Source organism: Micromonospora sp. NPDC049359 (genome assembly GCF_044466585.1).
Lineage (GTDB): Bacteria > Actinomycetota > Actinomycetes > Mycobacteriales > Micromonosporaceae > Micromonospora.
The window spans coordinates 84,495-100,256 of record NZ_JBITMW010000017.1 but is presented as its reverse complement, the minus strand read 5'-3'; the positions used below and the strand labels follow the sequence as shown (position 1 = coordinate 100,256).

Sequence of the window (15,762 nt, the reverse complement as noted above, 5' to 3'; positions counted from 1 at the left end):
CATGCCGGCCACCCCTCCCAAGGCCACCTACCGCGTCCAGGTCCGCCCCGGTTTCGACCTGGACGCCACCGCCGCGATCGTCGACTACCTGGACGACCTCGGCGTCAGCCACCTCTACACCGCCCCGCTGCTGGCCGCCACGCCCGGCTCGCAGCACGGCTACGACGTCGTCGACCACCGGAGCGTCAACCCGGAGCTGGGCGGGGAGGCCGCCCGGCAGCGGCTGGTGCGCGCCCTGCGCGACAAGCGGCTCGGCCTGGTCGTCGACATCGTGCCGAATCACGCCGGGGTCGCCGTACCGCCGGCCAACCCGGCCTGGTGGGACGTGCTGCGCCGGGGGCGCGACTCGTCGTACGCCGACTGGTTCGACATCGACTGGGACCGGGGCCGGCTGCTGCTGCCGGTCCTGGCCGACGACCCGGCCGCCCTGGACGACCTCAAGGTCGTCGACGGGGAGCTGCGCTACCACGAGCACCGCTTCCCGATCGCCGACGGCACGGGCGACGGCAGCGCCCGGGAGGTGCACGACCGGCAGCGCTACGAGTTGGTCTCCTGGCGGCGCGGGGACGCCGAGCTGACGTACCGCCGGTTCTTCGCCATCGCGGGCCTCGCGGGCCTGCGGGTGGAGGACCCGGCGGTGTTCGCGGCCGTGCACGAGCTGATCCTGCGCTGGGCCGCCGACGGCGAGGTCGACGGCATCCGCGTCGACCACCCGGACGGCCTGCGCGACCCCGCCGGCTACCTCGCGCGGCTGCGCGAGGCCGCGCCGGACGCCTGGCTCGTGGTGGAGAAGATCCTGGAGTACGGCGAGGAGCTGCCGGACTGGCCGGTGGACGGCACCACCGGGTACGACGCGCTCGCCGCCGTGAACGGCCTCTTCGTCGACACCGACGCCGAGGGCGACTTCACCGTGCTGGACACCCGGCTGACCGGGCAGCGCACCTCGTGGGAGGACCTGACCCACGCCACCAAGCTGGCCGCCGCCACCAACCTGCTCGCCGCCGAGCTGACCCGGCTCGCCGCGCTCGCGCCCGAGGTGCCGACCGAGCAGGCCCGCGCGGCGCTCGCCGAGTTGGCCGCGGTGTTCCCGGTCTACCGGGGCTATCCGCCGCAGGGCGCCCGGCACCTCGCCGCCGCCCGCTCCGAGGCCGGCCGCCGCCGACCCGACCTGACCGGTGCCCTGGACGCGATCACCCGCCGGCTGCGCGACCCCGACGACGAGCTGGCGAAGCGCTTCCCGCAGCTCACCGGCGCGGTGATGGCCAAGGGCGTGGAGGACACCGCCTTCTACCGGTGGACCCGCTTCGTGGCGCTCAACGAGGTCGGCGGCAGCCCCGCCCACTTCGGGGTGCCGCCGGCCGAGTTCCACCGCTACGCCGCCGCGCAGCAGGTCCGCTGGCCCGCCAGCATGACCACCCTCTCCACCCACGACACGAAGCGCGGCGAGGACGTGCGCGCCCGCCTCGCCGTGCTCAGCGAGCTGCCGGGTCGGTGGGCGGAGCAGGTCAAGACCTGGATGGAGTACGCGCCGCTGCCCGACCCGGCGTTCGCCCACCTGCTCTGGCAGACGGCCGTCGGCGCGTGGCCGATCGAGCGGGAGCGGCTGCACGCGTACGCCGAGAAGGCCGCCCGGGAGGCCGCGGCCTCGACCAGTTGGGCGGACCCCGACGCGGGCTTCGAGCAGGCCATGCACGCGGTCATCGACCGCATGTACGACGACCCGGCGCTGCACGACGAGCTGACCGAACTCGCCGCCGCGATCGCCCCGGCCGGCTGGTGCAACTCCCTCGGGCAGAAGCTGATCCAGCTCACCATGCCCGGCGTCCCGGACACCTACCAGGGCACCGAGCTGTGGGACAACTCCCTGGTCGACCCGGACAATCGGCGGCCGGTCGACTTCGACGTACGCCGGGAGATGCTGGCACGGCTCGACGGCGGCTGGCGTCCCCCGGTCGACACCGACGGAGCGGCGAAGCTGCTCGTCGTGTCGCGGACGCTGCGCCTGCGGCGGGCGCACCCGGAGCTGTTCACCACCTACCGGCCGGTGCCGGCGCACGGCCCGGTGGGCCGGCACGTGGTGGCCTTCGACCGGGGTGGCGTGATCGCCGTGGCGACCCGACTGCCGCTCGGCCTGGCACGGGCCGGTGGCTGGTGTGACACAGCCCTGTCGCTTCCTGTTCACGAGGTGAAGGACCTGTTCACCGGCCGGGTCTACAGTGGCGGGGAGGTCCCGTTGGACAATCTCCTCGCGGACTACCCCGTTGCTCTGCTGGCTCCTCCCACCGCTGCCGAGGAGGCCTCGTCATGACCAAATTCTCCGTCTGGGCGCCGGACGCCAGCCGGGTGCGCCTACGCCTGGCCGGCGACACCGACCACGACATGCGCGCCGCCGCCGACGGCTGGTGGACCGTCGAGGTGCCGGACGCGGGCCTCGACTACTCCTTTCTGCTGAACGACGACGAAACCGCGCTGCCCGACCCCCGCTCGCCGTGGCAACCTGCGGGTGTGCACGGGCCGAGCCGCCGCTACGACCATCTTGCGTTCCAGTGGACTGATTCCTCCTGGACGGGTCGCCAACTGCCCGGCAGCGTCCTCTACGAGCTGCACATCGGCACCTTCACCCCGGAGGGCACCTTCGACGCGGCCATCGACCGCCTCGACCACCTGGTCGACCTCGGCGTCGACCTGGTCGAACTGCTCCCGGTCAACGCCTTCAACGGCGAACACAACTGGGGGTACGACGGCGTCTGCTGGTACGCCCCGCACGAGCCCTACGGCGGCCCGGACGGCCTGAAACGGTTCGTCGACGCCGCCCACTCTCGCGGTTTGGGGGTGATCCTCGACGTCGTCTACAACCATTTCGGGCCCTCCGGGGCCTACGCGCCGAGGTTCGGCCCCTACCTGGCCGAGCAGAGCAACAGTTGGGGCCGCTCGATCAACCTGGACGGCCCGCACTCGGACGAGGTACGCCGCTACATCATCGATAGCGTGCTCATGTGGCTGCGCGACTACCACGTCGACGGGCTGCGGCTCGACGCCGTGCACGCGCTCCCGGACACCCGGGCGATCCCGTTGCTCGAAGAGCTGGCCGTCGAGGTCGAGTCGTTGTCGACGCACCTGGGCCGGCCGCTGTCGCTGATCGCGGAATCCGACCTGAACGACCCCCGGCTCATCACCCCTCGCGAGGCGGGCGGGTTCGGCCTGCACGCCCAGTGGAACGACGACGCCCACCACGCGCTGCACACCCTGCTGACGGGGGAGCGGCAGGGCTACTACGGCGACTTCGGCTCTCTGGAGACCCTGTCGGACGTCCTCACCGGCGGCTTCTTCCACGCGGGCACCTGGTCGAGCTTCCGCAACCGGCACCACGGGCGACCTCTCGACTCCCGCGTCCCCGGTCACCGGTTGGTGGCCTACTTGCAGAACCACGACCAGATCGGCAACCGGGCCACCGGGGATCGGATCTCGGCCTCGCTGTCGTCCGCGCTCGTACGGGTCGGGGCCATGCTGCTGCTGACGGCACCGTTTACGCCGATGCTGTTCATGGGGGAGGAGTGGGCTGCCTCCACGCCGTGGCAGTTCTTCACGTCGCATCCTGAGCCGGAGTTGGCTTCGGCGGTGCGGACCGGGCGGCGGCGGGAGTTCGCGTCGCACGGGTGGCCCGAAGGGGACGTGCCTGATCCGCAGGACCCGGAGACGTTCGTACGGTCCCGGTTGGACTGGGCCGAGCTGGACAAGCCTGAGCATGCTTCGATGCTGTCGTTTTATCAGCGGTTGATCGCGTTGCGGCGGTCGGTGGCTGACCTGTCTGATCCTCGGATGCACGCGGTGTCGGTGCAGCACGGGGACCAGTTTCTGCTGATGCGGCGGGGGGACACGTTGGTTGTCGCCAACTTCGCTGGGCGGGGGCAGGGGGTGTCGCTGCCTGGGGTGGCTCGACGGGTGCTGCTGGCTACCGGCGAGGGAGTCACGGTGATGCGGGACCGGATCGAGTTGCCAGCGGAGACTGCGGCGATTGTGGCGTTGTGACGTCGATGGCGAATCGCGTAAAGGGGATGTACGCGGATCGCTGCAGAGGAGTGTGCGGCCCGGGCGGAACTATCTCGGCATTGCGCGTCATCCACCACGCGTCGCATCGTCGGCACACAGCAGGTGTACGGGTGCCGAGGCTCGCCGGAGACTGCGTGGCTGGACCGATGACGCATTACCAAAGGACGACAAGAGGTGTTCGTGGGTACGACACCACCCTCGGCCGAACGGTGGGGCGGCGAGACATCATCCCCGTCAGCTAAGCTGTCCACTCCTCGCAAGGACTCCCGAACAGCTGCTACAGGGGCTCAATGGCAACCGAAGGTCGCATAGCAAAGGTGCGCAAGATTGACGCCGAGTCGTCGCGCATCTGGGTTGACTTCTTAGGTGGACTATCTGGGTACATTTCATCTACTAACGACGAAGGCTGGACAATTGGCGATGTCCTCTTCTGTGAAGACGGAAAACCCGCCGAAAAAGTTACCGGCGAACTGTGGGATACAGGAACTGAAGTAGGCACCATCAAGCACACTACTCCCACTCGAGTCGTCATTGAAGTTGATGGGAAACTTCGTTCATTTGCACAGCGGGACAGTTCGCCTTTGGTTGAGGGTCAGACAGTAGAGATCGACCATCTCGGACGCCCGCAGGGAGTACTGTCTAATAAACCAATTGATCGCCTTGGCGTCCTGGATCGCGACATCTTCGATATCGAAAGTCTCATTGTCCGCCCAGAGGATAACGAGGTCACGCTTGATGACTTCGGAGGGTCAACTCGGATAGTCAAACGGGCAGTTGATCTCGTAAGCGTGGCACTCGACCCAGCAGACTTGATCAAAGAGATTGGAGCTAAGCCGATCAAGGGGATGCTATTTACGGGGCCAGCCGGTACCGGAAAAACGTTCTTGGCAAAAGCGCTTGCCAATGCCACGAAGGCGGCTTTCTATAACATTAGCGGCCCTGCCATTGTCGATCAATTCGTAGGCCAAAGCGAAAAAAGGCTCCGAGATATATTTGAACACGCCGGTCGCAACCGTCCAGCTATCCTTTTCTTTGACGAGGTCGACAGTCTATACACACGTAGAGGCTCGGGCAACCATGAGGCAACGAACCGGCTAGTAGGGCAATTTCTGTCATTGCTTGATGGCTTCACGTCATTCGATCAGGTAATCGTCATCGCCACCACAAACCTCCCTAGCGCGCTAGACGACGCCCTGTTGCGCCCTGGCCGGCTAGCGCACAAGCTAGAGTTTGCTCCCTCCGACACGGATAGTAGGGTTGCAATTCTTAAGGCGTCCTCAAGACGTCTTAGATTCTCCGAGGCTCCAGACTTGCATGAGATTGCCGGATTGACCAACGGTTGGACTGCGGCTGATCTAACCGCAATTTGGACTGAAGCTGCCATCCTCGCAGCGCTTGACCGCCGAAAGGCGCTATGCCTCGAAGATGTGCGCGAGGCGCTGCCAAGAGTGCAAAGAATTTCCACCCGTCACGAGACAAGCGAGCGAGACCGTGATCTTCCGTAGCCGTGACCGGGCGTGGCGCAAGCAGCGACGCGAGTTTGTTTACCTTGACGAGGTCAGCGTAACCAGTCTGGTCGCTGCGCGAGACGGATCCATTGCGGAAACCGTTAAGGACACCCTCACTCAATCTAGCGAGGTTGAGTCAAAGTCGACATTGGGCTTGTCCTTCAAAAGCGCAAAGCTAGGTACTGAGTCGCGGGTTCGCGGCACAGACACATCCGCCAGAGAGGTTGTGCGCCGCTCTGTCATTCAAAGCACATTTCGGGATCTACGCACAGGCGGAGAGAACGATATTCATCTCGCCAGAGATGGCAAGCGAATCCGCAAATTTCGGCCGCAGAAAATTAGAAACATCCAGGAACTGAAGCGGGCCAAAAGAAAGTTAAGCAAGAATGGCTACCTTCTCTGCGCCGATGAAATGAAGCGTGGCGAGGTCCTTGAGCTTGAACTCGAAATCAGGGCAGACAAGACCTACCGGCTCGTGAGCGGAATCTCCTCGATTATGGAGATCGTAAAGGGTCGCGAATCGCTCTTTGGCTTCGATGACACCGTATACGAACAGGTCGTGCCAATCGTTGAGATCATCGATCGGCTTCTGATTGGCCTGGTTCCCATTCGCGGAGTCAGTACCAGATTTGGCGTAGTTGAAGTCGATGGCTCCGATTGGATCGTCGATCGCAACCTACTCGGCGCGCAGAGCGAGATCACCCAAATCCTGCGGCCGCTGGAGGTGGTCGGCGTAACTGATTTTAGATCTTATTCAAAGGACCTCCGGCGAATCCTTTTCAATGACGCCATCTACACCGCATATATGCGCATTGAGTCGCCGGCACTCTCCGATGACTGGAACCCGGTTAAGCTCGCGGATGTGCTCCGAGGCATGTCGGTCGACATCGGGAGCCTGATCGATGAACTGCCCGATAGTTTCGAAACTGCCTTGAGCCAACCCGCGTCCCCGAGCCAAGACTCTTTGGACTTCAACGAGCACCTCTTTGCCTTCGGAAGGCGCTTGGCTGACGAGCTGAATATCGAATTCGATCCTGCAAAGATCGCCAGCGCAACGGCCGCAGGCATTCTTGTAGTTGACCTAGAAGACGTGGACGTGCGACGACGCACGTTCGACATCGTAGCCAACGCAATCGACCCGACCGCCGACCGTGAGGTCGTTCGACGTCTACGCGAAGAGGCCACTGCGAATATCGTTTCTGCTCTCGAGTGCCGAAATAGCCTGTCAAGTTTGCCGCCGCCTGATCGGGTGAAGGATTTGGGGCGTAAGCTGGAAGTTGAGTTTGTAGCAATCTATTGGTGAATGTTGGGACCGTCCAGCGAAGTTGTGCTATCAAAAATCTTGCCAGAGCATCTCCCATGCGCTCTTCTCGCAGAACCGGAAGCCGTGCGGGCACTCTATCTAGGCATTCGTCTTCGAGGATGCCACAGCGAAGGCGGTGTCACCCTCGTAGATGTTGGCCCAGGTCCGGTCCGCCCGCGTGTCGCAGCACTGGCACACGAACTCGCGTACCTGGCGACTGCTCTCATCGATCACGAGATTCACGGCGCGAACAGTAATGGCGACGAGCGTCCCAGACGATCCCTCGGGTGGTGGCTCTCAGCGCATCGGCCGGCAGGGCTTGTCCGCAGCCGGGCTGTCTCCGAACAGCCCACACCAGACAATGGTTCTGTTTGTCATTTCTGGAGGGTCTGAGTCGTGTCCCGATGCCGCTAGGGTGTAACGGATGAGCGACTACCTCCAGGTGTCAACGGCCACCGAGACACGCGAGGTCGGCGTCCGGATCGCGAAGGGGGCAGTCGCTGCCCGGCTCGCCGCGAGCGGACAGGTGATCGGTCCCGTCACCAGTGTGTTCTGGCACCACGGCGCACAGGGCTCGGGCGAGGAGTGGCAGGTGCTGCTTTACACCACGGCAGAGCGATACCCACAGTTGGAGCGATTCGTCCTGGACGAGCATCCGTGGACCAACCCGCAGATCAGTGCGGTTCCGATCGTGCAGGGTTCGACGGAGTACCTGGAGTGGTTGAGTCGTTCCGTCGAGGGCGCGGAGGCATAGCCGCAACGAGGGCCCGAAGATCGGCGACGCAGGGCAGCCCTGCGTGTGGCTCCACGCGACGTAGGAATGCGTCAATTCGCTGCTGTGGCCGGACGGAACCGACGCCGGAGGCAAGGCGGACGGCGCTTGTCGCAGCCTGGCACGCCTGCTCGATCTCGTTCGCGTCCAGGTAGGCATCAGCAAGCCAGGACAGGTAGAGCGCCTTGTCGCGGGCCTGCGTGTCGCAGAAGGTCGCCAAGGCGCGCTCCAACACCGGAATTGCGCGAAGCGGCCGGTGGAGCACGGTCTGGCAGCGGCCGGTCATGATCTCGCCTTCTGTGCCGTCCACCCAGTACACCCAGTCCGGCTCGGGCCGGTTGTCGTGCTCGGCAAGAAGGGTCGTACCGGTTCCGAGATGGCGGTCGGCGGTCGGCGCATCGCCGGCGACAGCGGATGCCCAGGCGGCCCGTAGGTGCAGCAACGTCCGTACCCGTGGTGTCGCCGTGGTGCCGGCGGTCTCGCAGGCCGCGCCGGCCACGTCCGCACCCCGATGCCCGGTGGCGAGTTGCTGGTACGCAAGGAATGCCATCCCGTTCGCCATTAGCGCGTTGTCGTCGGCCTCCCGTGCGGCGGCAAGGCTGATTCGGAACTTGCCATCCGCGTCGGGATGGTCACCCGCGTCGAACGCCGCCCAACCGGCCAACTGCGCTTGCTCGGCGAGGACCGCCAGCAGTCGGCGGCCCGTGCGCTCTGCGTACACGCCGTTCTGGATCAGTCGCGTTGTCGTCTCCACTTCGGCCGCGTAGATCTGACGGGTGTCAGCGCCACCGAGATAGTTGTCGAGCCGGCGTAATCTCGCCGTGCGCTCAGCCAGCTGCGCAGGCGTGCCACTCCCGACATGTCGACCGTGGGCGAGCAGGGTTTGTGGGAGCGCGGCAGTAACGCCGGCGGCGGCGACGAAATCACGACGGCGGATGCCCTGACGCGTTGCGGCCAGTGCGGACAGCTCGCCACCGGCGTGAAGAGCGTCGTCGACGTGTCGGGCGACATGAGCGGTGGGTGGCTTCGCGCCGGTCTCCAGCTCGTGCAGGTAGGACTTGCCGTAGTAGGTCTGCTTCGCAAGCTCACGCAGTGACAGACCACGCTGGCCGCGAAGCTGGCGCATGCGCTCCGAGAACGACACTTCAGTCATCGCGATCACCCCAGGTCGGCTGGTGGCAGCTCTCCAACCCCTGCGGGTCAAGGATTGCCATCCGTCACGCTAACGCTGCCGACTGTCGCCGTCACGTCTGAACTATCGGCATTGTCGTCCGCGGACGGGCGGAAGCACCCGTATACCTGAGGTCATTACTTGGCGCCATATTGATCGGACGTGGGGGCGTAGTCGACCGAAGCGGGCGACTCGGCCTTCTGAGCCGCTGTTACGCCCGTCATTGATGGTCAGCGTCGGGCACTGCGAACTCCCCTCCGCCGGCCTGAAAAAGACATGATCTTGGGCTTCGGTGCTGTAGCGGCGAGGTCCGGACCTCTCGCTTGAAAGTCGGGCGCGCGGTGCGGCAGGGTCGGTCTGCCTCTGCAACTTCGGGCGGCGGTCCGTGTCCGGCGGTTGCCGGCCGTCGTCGTCCCGGCCCGTTGCTGTCAACAGCAGCGCCAGCCAGTAGCGGAGTAGACACCGCTAGACGGTCCACCACCTTCGCCTGTCCGCTACCCCGTAACGGACGCGTTTCGCCTGGTACGGCACCGAATCCCGCATCGACGATGACGGTGGGTGACGGCGTTGGATGGCTGAGGCTGTGCCCACTGGTCGATGGAGGTGGGCGTGCGAGGCGACGAGTCGACGAGCCGGGGTGAACAGGCTGAAGCTGCCGAGCGGGAGGCGGCCAAGCAGCGCATTCTCGCGCAGGCCGAGGCGGAGCGCGTACCCGTGGAGGACACGACCCGCGCGGTCCCGGACCGGCGGTGGCGGCGTGACAGGGGATGACGTCCCGATCGGGCGACGGGTGGCGAGCTGGCGGGTACGGCGGCAGATGACCCAGCAGGTGCTGGCCGACCGGCTGCGCAGATCGAAGAGCTGGGTCGACAAGATCGAGCGAGGTGTCCGCCCCCTGGACCGGTACTCGGTCATTCAGGAGGTGGCCCACGTCCTGCGCGTCGAACCGGAGGCGCTGCTCGGCCAGCCGCCCAGCACTCCGGCGGGCACGCCGGACGGGGTGGACGACATCCGGGCCGCGCTCGCCCGCTACGACACCCCGGAAGCCACCGAGCAGACGCCGGAAGAGGCAGGAAGGCAGGTCGGGCACGCCTGGTTGACCTATCAGCATGCGCACTACGGGGAGTTGCTGCGGGTGCTGCCGGGTCTGCTCGACGACGCCCAGGGCGCGCGGTCGGCGGAGCTGCTGGTGTCGGCGTACCGGATCACCTCGTCGCTGCTGGTCAAACTCGGCGAGGCCGATCTTGCCTGGTTGGCCGCCGACCGGGCGATGGGTGCCGCCGGTGACGACGCGGTCCTCGCGGCGACGGCGGGCGTGTCGGTCGGGCAGGCGCTGCGCGCGTCGGGCCGTGACCGCCTGGCACTGGCCGCGACGCTCGCCGCCGCGAACCGCGTCCGGCCGCAGCGGTCGGCGGGGGAGTGGGCCGTCGGCGGGACGCTGCTGCTCCAGGCCGCCCTCGCCGCCGCCGGCTGCGGCGAGCACCGGCACGCCGCCGCGCTGACCGACCGGGCCGCGGGCGTCGCCACAAACCTTCGGGGGTACGACGATCAGCACCGCACCAGCTTCGGCCCGGTCGCCGTCGAGCTGGTGCGGGTGCTTCTGGCCGCCGCGCGGGACAACTCGGTGGAGGCGCTACGGCGGCACTCGATCGTGGTGCGGCGGGAGGGCTGGCGGTGGTTGCCGGCCGAGTATCGGGGCGCGTACCTGCTCGACGCCGCGCGGGTGTACGTGCACGCCGGGGACCTGCGCGGGGCGGCGCGGGCGCTTGTCGACGCGGACAGTGTCGCGCCGGCCGAGGTTCGGGGGCGGCCTCTGGCGCGTACCCTCATCGCCGATTGTGCGCGGGCGCGGCCGGCGCCGGCCGGCGTGGCGCGACTGGCGACGCTGGTCGGCCTCACCCGATGAATCGGTACGCCCACCGAGCTGTTCGGACTGGTCGGCGGGTTCGTCGCACCAGGGCGTGGGGGCGGGTACTCCGATGAGGTTGATGACTCAGTGGCATTTTGATGCCTCAGAGTCATCAGCCTCAATCGGGAGTTGCCTCGGGCGCTGCGCCACGCCGACGATCAGCCAGCCGGTGGACTGGGGATCGTGCCCACCCCGCAACCCCTTGCGTGGCGCGGATAACCTCTCGGCCATGGCTGAGTACCGCAATCCCACTGGTGTCTCGGCGCTGCGGGCCGCGCTGACGGCAATCATGTGCGGAATCCTGGTGACCGGTCTCGGCGTCACGATCGTTTGGGATCATCGAGGGTGGCCGGGGGAGGTCTACACCAGCGCCACGGTGATCAGCTCATCTGAGACGCCACCACGCGCGAGTCGCCATGGCACGTACTACGAATTTCAGTACGCCGTCCCCGATGGACGGCAGGTGCTCCGCTGGGAGTTGGTCACCCGCAGCGGCTCCCCCAACCGCGACGGTGACTCCGTCACGGTCCTCTACTCACCGGATGCCCCGGAGCGGGGCCGGCTGTGGGTGTCCCGAGACGGGGCGGAGTATCTGGTCGCGCTCGGCGGGATAGCGCTCGTGTTCGTCGGGCTCTGGGGCGTCACCCATGAGCTTCGCAAACGGCGTCGGCGACGGCATGCGGCAGCCCCCGCGTAGTTGACGCGACGCCTGCCGGCGCTACGACGGCACTCGAGCGTGGTTAGGTGCTCTGGTCGCTGCCGATCTGCGCGAGAGAGCTGCGAACGACACCAGCATGGGGATCTGCCAGGGGATCGAGGATCTGTAGTGCCTGCTGCCAACAGCGTTGCGCGTCTTCGTGCTGGCCTGCGGCGTGATGGGTGTCGCCAAGCGCTGCCAGCGTGAGTCCTTCGCAGCGTCGGTCGTCGAACCTGCGGAACAGATCCAGGGCGTGCGTGTGCCGTTCCAGGGCCTCGTCGAGTCGGCCGAGCTGCTGATACGCCAGGCCGAGGGGATAGGAGGCCCAGGCGACGCTCCAGTCATCGTTGATGCTGCCGAGGATGGCGACTGCTTCCTGGTAATGGGCGATGGCCGTGTCGAAGTGTCCTCGTGCGCGGTGCCCGTTGCCGAGGCTGAGCAACGACATGCCCTCACCTCGGGTGACGTCGTGGCGGCGGAAGACCTCTCGCGCTTGCCGGTAGAGTTCCATGGCTTCGTCGGTCTGCCCAAGCTCCTCGTGGATGAGGCCCAGGCCGCGAAGGCAAAATCCTTCCACCCAGTGGTCGCCGACCTCACGGCTCGCGGCGACGCCTTGGTGATAGCAGTCGAGCGCGGTGGAGCGCTCGCCTGTGCGCCAGTAGGCGTCGCCGAGGCAGCGGAGGTTGGCGGCTTCGCCGAGACGCGATCCGGCCGAGCGTGCCGCACGCAGGCCGATGAGGTGGATATCGCGCCAGTCGGCCCAGTACGACCTCAGTTCGAAGAAACCGTCGCTGACCACCGGCAGTTGCCAGGCGATGTCGAGTTCTCCCAGATCGTCGGCCTGCCGGACGGTGTCCAGAAGGTTCAGCCGCTCACGTTCGAACCATGCCATCGCCTCGGCCACCGTGCGTGGAGCGGCGAGGGCGACGCCTGGTTCGGCTGGGGCCAAGTCCACGGCATGCGAGTACGGCAGAATGACCTTGCGGCCCTCTTCGGCCATCAAGAGATACCAGGAGTAGACACGGCGGCGTGATTGGCGCTGCTGCTCGGGCGCCTCCTCGGCCTGCGCTCGTTCGAGCGCGTAGGCGCGGAGAAGATCGTGGAACAGGTATCGGTCGCGGGCGGGGTTCTGCACCAGGTGCGCTGCCGTGAGCTGGTCGAGCAGACTGCGGGCTCGGGGCAGACTCACGCCAGCGAGGGCCGCCGCTGCCGCGCCCGAGATGTCGGAGCCGGCGTGAAGGCCGAGTAGTCGAAAGAACCGTGCCGTGTCGGTGGGCAGCGTCTGGTAGGACCACGAGAACACCGCCCGTACGTCGGAAAGCTCGTCATCGTCGACCGCGAGGGCGTCAAGTTGATGCTCGGTCAGGGCGAGATTTGCCACGAACTCCGCGAGGGTGACATGGGGAGAGTTGGCGATGCGCTCCCCGATGATCCGCAGAGCGAGGGGGAGGTAGGCGCAGCGGCGAGCAAGTTCAGTGGCGGCGTGCGGCTCCGCGCCGACGCGGTCCCCGCCGATGCTGTCGCTGAGCAGCGCGATTGCCTCGTCAGGAGACAGAACGTCCAAAGTCATCCGTGACGCTCCTTCCCGTGCCACGAGGCCGGAAAGTCGGCTGCGGCTGGTGACGATCGCCATGCAGGTCGGTGTGGCCGGGAGTAGCGGCCGGACTTGACCGACGGTGGACACATTGTCCACCACGATCAGGACGCGCTTGCCGCTCAGGACGGACCTGAACAGGGCAGCACGTCCGTCAGTGTCCGTGGGGATTTGCTCCGCCGGTACGTGCAGAGCGCGGAGCAACGTGTCCAATGCCTGGCCGACATCGAGGGCTGGACCAGGGCCGTAGCCGCGCATGTCGACGTAGAGATCGCCGTCGGTGAACCAGCTGCGTGCTCGGTGAGCCCAATGGACGGCCAGCGCTGTCTTGCCAACGCCGGGGGCGCCCGCGATGGCAGCCACGGTCATCGGGAGGCCCGCAACCGAGTGGTTTTCATCGCTCGGCAATGCCGCGTCCAGGCGGGTGAGGGTCTGCTCGCGGTTGACGAAGCCGGTCGCGTTGCGGGGAAGTTGACGCGGCGGCTGGAGGCCCGCACGCTGCCACCCCGTCGGCGAGCGATCAGTCATGGGACCTTGATCTGTCGCTGGTCTGTGACCTTCCTATAGGGGACCGATGCCGCGACGGCCGCATCACGCCACAGATTGGCCTGCACGATCTGATCTGCCTCGCTGACCAACTCGCCGGAGACGAAGCGCCCCTCCTCGTCGTAGTACATGGCCACCAGCCGCGTTGAGTCGAACAACCAGTAGTCGTAGTGCGGTAACGCGGCCGGCCAGTCGTCGTCGGAGACCACGATGAGGCGGACGTCCTCGCCTGCCTCGACGGTGTGCTCGTAGGCCCAGCCGCACTCGAACCGCACGTAATCCGACAGCGGCTCGGTGATGACATGGACCCGGTGCATGCGCTTGCCCGCCGACACCGCCGCCCGCACGGTGTCGCACCAAGCCGCGATCCCCGGAAACTCGCCGCGGGTCTCACCCGCCAGGAACCGCGCGAACTCGTCCTGCTCGTACGACACGTCGTATTGCTGAAGCGTCTCCAGCCGGTAGGCCGTGTATCGGAAGTCGCGGAACAGCTGGTTGAACTCGTCGTCATCGAGGGACGTGAACGACCGGGTCAACGCTCGATCACCGCTGCTCGGACTGGCGGTAGCGCTCAATGGCACCGAGCAGAACCTGGGCGGGAATCCGCACCGCGCCTTCACCAGGAAGAACGTTCTCCAGCTGGCCGACGGTGTCCTCGTCGATGAGGTTCCCCTGAACGACAAGCTCCCCGCTCTCTCCGAGGTAGACGGTAGGGCACCCGTTCCCACCCGAGCCGGGATCCTTGTAGAGCTTGGTCAGCTTCATGGTGACCTCCATCAGAGAAGCGGACGGCTGACAAGTGCTGTCGGTCAGGAGAGTAGTGCGCAGCGTAGTTGCCCAACAAGCCGATACCGTGCGTCTGGCCCGTTGATGCGTACTCTCATCGCCGATGTCGCCCGCGCGCAGCCGGCGCCGGCCGGCGTGGCGCGACTGGCGATGCTTGTCGGCCTCATCACGTGAACGGGGTCAGCAGAAGGTCGGTGAGGCGCCGCTGGGCGTCCTCGTCGCCGGTGAGGCGCAACGCGCCCGACTCCACTGCCGCCGAGAGGGTGATCTCAAAGCCGCAGACGGCCCGGAGGGTGTCGATGTCGGTGGTGAGCGTCGCGTCGGGGTCGGGCGCCGTGCCGCGACGGATCTGCACCGCGTCCTCGGCGACCTCGGCGAGGATCGGGTCGGCGTCGATGTGGAACGCGTAGATGCCGGCGAGTTCCGGGGCTCGCGCCGGATCGAAGGACGCCTTGACGCTGAGTAGCAGGGAGTCGACGCCCAGAGCGCCCTCGGGCATCTGCGGTGACTGGCTTCCCCAGCGCCCGAACTGCAGGAGGATGGGCTCCAGGGCGCGGCCCCACTCGGTGAGCTCGTAGAGGTGGACCCGCGTCGGCGGCCCGAGGTCCCGCCGTTGCACGACGCCCTGCTCGGTCAGTTGGCGCAGCCGCTGGCTCAGCACGTTGGGGCTCACGCCGGGCAGTCCGCCGAGCAGGTCGTTGAAACGCCGGGGGCCGAGCAGGAGGTCGCGGACCACCAGCAGCGCCCACCGCTCCCCGATGACGTCCAGTCCACGCGCGACACCGCACGGATCCCCATAGCTACGCACGCCGCTCATGACCGTCAGCCTACCTCGATCCTAATTTAGGAGTTGCACTTGTTCTGTAGGAGTTGACCCTCTACGTTGACTCTCATGAGCCTGCCCAACGCCGAGGCGGCAAACCTGCCGCAAGGTGATCTGAAGCTGCTGGACACCGCCCTGGCGCAACGCCTGCTCGGCGCGCCCGTGGCACGCCTCGCCTACACCAGCCGGGACCTGACGCCCCGGCTGATCCCGGTGAACTTTCTCTGGACCGGTGACGAGCTGGTCGTCGGCGCGTTCGCCGGCACCTACAAGATCCGTGACCTGCGCGCCAGGCCGGACGTGGCCGTCTGTATCGACACGGCGGACGGGCTTCCGGAGGTGCTCATGCTGCGCGGGCAGGTCACCCTGACGGAGGTCGACGGCGTCCTACCCGAGTACGCCACCATCCAGCGCGCCGGGATGGGCGACGAGGTGGGCGCCGCCTACCTGGAGGCGATCGACAAGCCGGGCCTGCGGATGGTCCGGATCGGCCTGCGCCCCACCTGGGTCGGACTCGTCGATTTCCAGCAGCGGTTCCCGAGCCGGACACCCGAACCCGTCCGAGCCGCGCTCAGCGGCGGTCACTGAGCCCGAACCAGCACA

Annotated in this window: 15 protein-coding genes; 9 read left to right on the top strand and 6 right to left on the bottom strand. The window is 66.7% G+C overall.

What is annotated here, in order from left to right:
- Position 1: 1 nt before the first annotated feature.
- The 4 genes from treY to ACIBTX_RS30390 all read left to right on the top strand — a co-directional run bounded on the left by treY (position 2) and on the right by ACIBTX_RS30390 (position 6,861).
- Complete coding sequence (gene treY / locus ACIBTX_RS30405; RefSeq protein WP_396833329.1) at positions 2 to 2,308, top strand: malto-oligosyltrehalose synthase; 2,307 nt, start codon at positions 2 to 4, stop codon at positions 2,306 to 2,308.
- On the top strand, positions 2,305 to 4,029 hold the full coding sequence (gene treZ / locus ACIBTX_RS30400) for a malto-oligosyltrehalose trehalohydrolase (protein ID WP_396833328.1): 1,725 nt from the start codon (positions 2,305 to 2,307) through the stop codon (positions 4,027 to 4,029). Before treY ends, treZ begins: the two co-directional genes overlap by 4 nt.
- A gap of 338 nt (positions 4,030 to 4,367) precedes the next feature.
- On the top strand, positions 4,368 to 5,555 hold the full coding sequence (locus ACIBTX_RS30395) for an ATP-binding protein (protein WP_396833327.1): 1,188 nt from the start codon (positions 4,368 to 4,370) through the stop codon (positions 5,553 to 5,555).
- Positions 5,542 to 6,861, top strand: coding sequence for a hypothetical protein (locus ACIBTX_RS30390; RefSeq protein ID WP_396833326.1), 1,320 nt, complete (start codon positions 5,542 to 5,544; stop codon positions 6,859 to 6,861). Before ACIBTX_RS30395 ends, ACIBTX_RS30390 begins: the two co-directional genes overlap by 14 nt.
- A 99-nt stretch (positions 6,862 to 6,960) precedes the next feature.
- Here ACIBTX_RS30390 and ACIBTX_RS30385 read toward each other — a convergent pair whose 3' ends face one another.
- A complete protein-coding gene (locus tag ACIBTX_RS30385; RefSeq protein WP_396833325.1) occupies positions 6,961 to 7,104 on the bottom strand; it encodes a hypothetical protein in 144 nt (47 codons plus the stop codon).
- A gap of 181 nt (positions 7,105 to 7,285) precedes the next feature.
- Here ACIBTX_RS30385 and cutA point away from each other — a divergent pair, with 181 nt between their 5' ends.
- Positions 7,286 to 7,615: a divalent-cation tolerance protein CutA gene (cutA, locus tag ACIBTX_RS30380; RefSeq protein ID WP_396833324.1), complete on the top strand. Its 330-nt coding sequence runs from the start codon at positions 7,286 to 7,288 to the stop codon at positions 7,613 to 7,615.
- Here the strand turns inward: cutA and ACIBTX_RS30375 are convergent.
- Positions 7,536 to 8,786 carry a helix-turn-helix domain-containing protein gene (locus tag ACIBTX_RS30375; protein ID WP_396833323.1) on the bottom strand — a complete coding sequence of 417 codons (1,251 nt, stop codon included), beginning with the start codon at positions 8,784 to 8,786 and terminating at the stop codon, positions 7,536 to 7,538. The two genes, cutA and ACIBTX_RS30375, sit on opposite strands and share 80 nt — an antisense overlap.
- Positions 8,787 to 9,413: 627 nt before the next feature.
- Here ACIBTX_RS30375 and ACIBTX_RS30370 point away from each other — a divergent pair.
- From ACIBTX_RS30370 to ACIBTX_RS30360, 3 genes are all read left to right on the top strand, one after another.
- Entirely contained in the window at positions 9,414 to 9,575 is a 162-nt protein-coding gene (locus ACIBTX_RS30370; protein WP_396833322.1) for a hypothetical protein, read from the top strand.
- Entirely contained in the window at positions 9,562 to 10,710 is a 1,149-nt protein-coding gene (locus ACIBTX_RS30365; protein WP_396833321.1) for a helix-turn-helix domain-containing protein, read from the top strand. Before ACIBTX_RS30370 ends, ACIBTX_RS30365 begins: the two co-directional genes overlap by 14 nt.
- A gap of 232 nt (positions 10,711 to 10,942) precedes the next feature.
- Positions 10,943 to 11,410 carry a DUF3592 domain-containing protein gene (locus ACIBTX_RS30360; RefSeq protein WP_357175603.1) on the top strand — a complete coding sequence of 156 codons (468 nt, stop codon included), beginning with the start codon at positions 10,943 to 10,945 and terminating at the stop codon, positions 11,408 to 11,410.
- Between the two features lie 43 nt (positions 11,411 to 11,453).
- On the opposite strand, the gene ACIBTX_RS30355 is transcribed toward ACIBTX_RS30360, so the two are convergent.
- From ACIBTX_RS30355 to ACIBTX_RS30340, 4 genes are all read right to left on the bottom strand, one after another.
- A complete protein-coding gene (locus ACIBTX_RS30355; protein ID WP_396833319.1) occupies positions 11,454 to 13,532 on the bottom strand; it encodes an ATP-binding protein in 2,079 nt (692 codons plus the stop codon).
- Complete coding sequence (locus ACIBTX_RS30350; RefSeq protein ID WP_357121883.1) at positions 13,529 to 14,086, bottom strand: DUF6879 family protein; 558 nt, start codon at positions 14,084 to 14,086, stop codon at positions 13,529 to 13,531. The genes ACIBTX_RS30355 and ACIBTX_RS30350 overlap by 4 nt, the downstream gene beginning before the upstream one ends.
- Positions 14,087 to 14,093: 7 nt before the next feature.
- On the bottom strand, positions 14,094 to 14,315 hold the full coding sequence (locus tag ACIBTX_RS30345) for a hypothetical protein (protein ID WP_357121886.1): 222 nt from the start codon (positions 14,313 to 14,315) through the stop codon (positions 14,094 to 14,096).
- Positions 14,316 to 14,502: 187 nt separating this feature from the next.
- Positions 14,503 to 15,153, bottom strand: a complete 651-nt coding sequence (locus ACIBTX_RS30340) for a winged helix-turn-helix transcriptional regulator (protein WP_357121889.1) — start codon at positions 15,151 to 15,153, stop codon at positions 14,503 to 14,505.
- A gap of 75 nt (positions 15,154 to 15,228) precedes the next feature.
- Between ACIBTX_RS30340 and ACIBTX_RS30335 the strand changes: the two genes are divergently transcribed.
- Positions 15,229 to 15,747, top strand: coding sequence for a pyridoxamine 5'-phosphate oxidase family protein (locus ACIBTX_RS30335; protein ID WP_357121892.1), 519 nt, complete (start codon positions 15,229 to 15,231; stop codon positions 15,745 to 15,747).
- Positions 15,748 to 15,762: the final 15 nt, after the last annotated feature.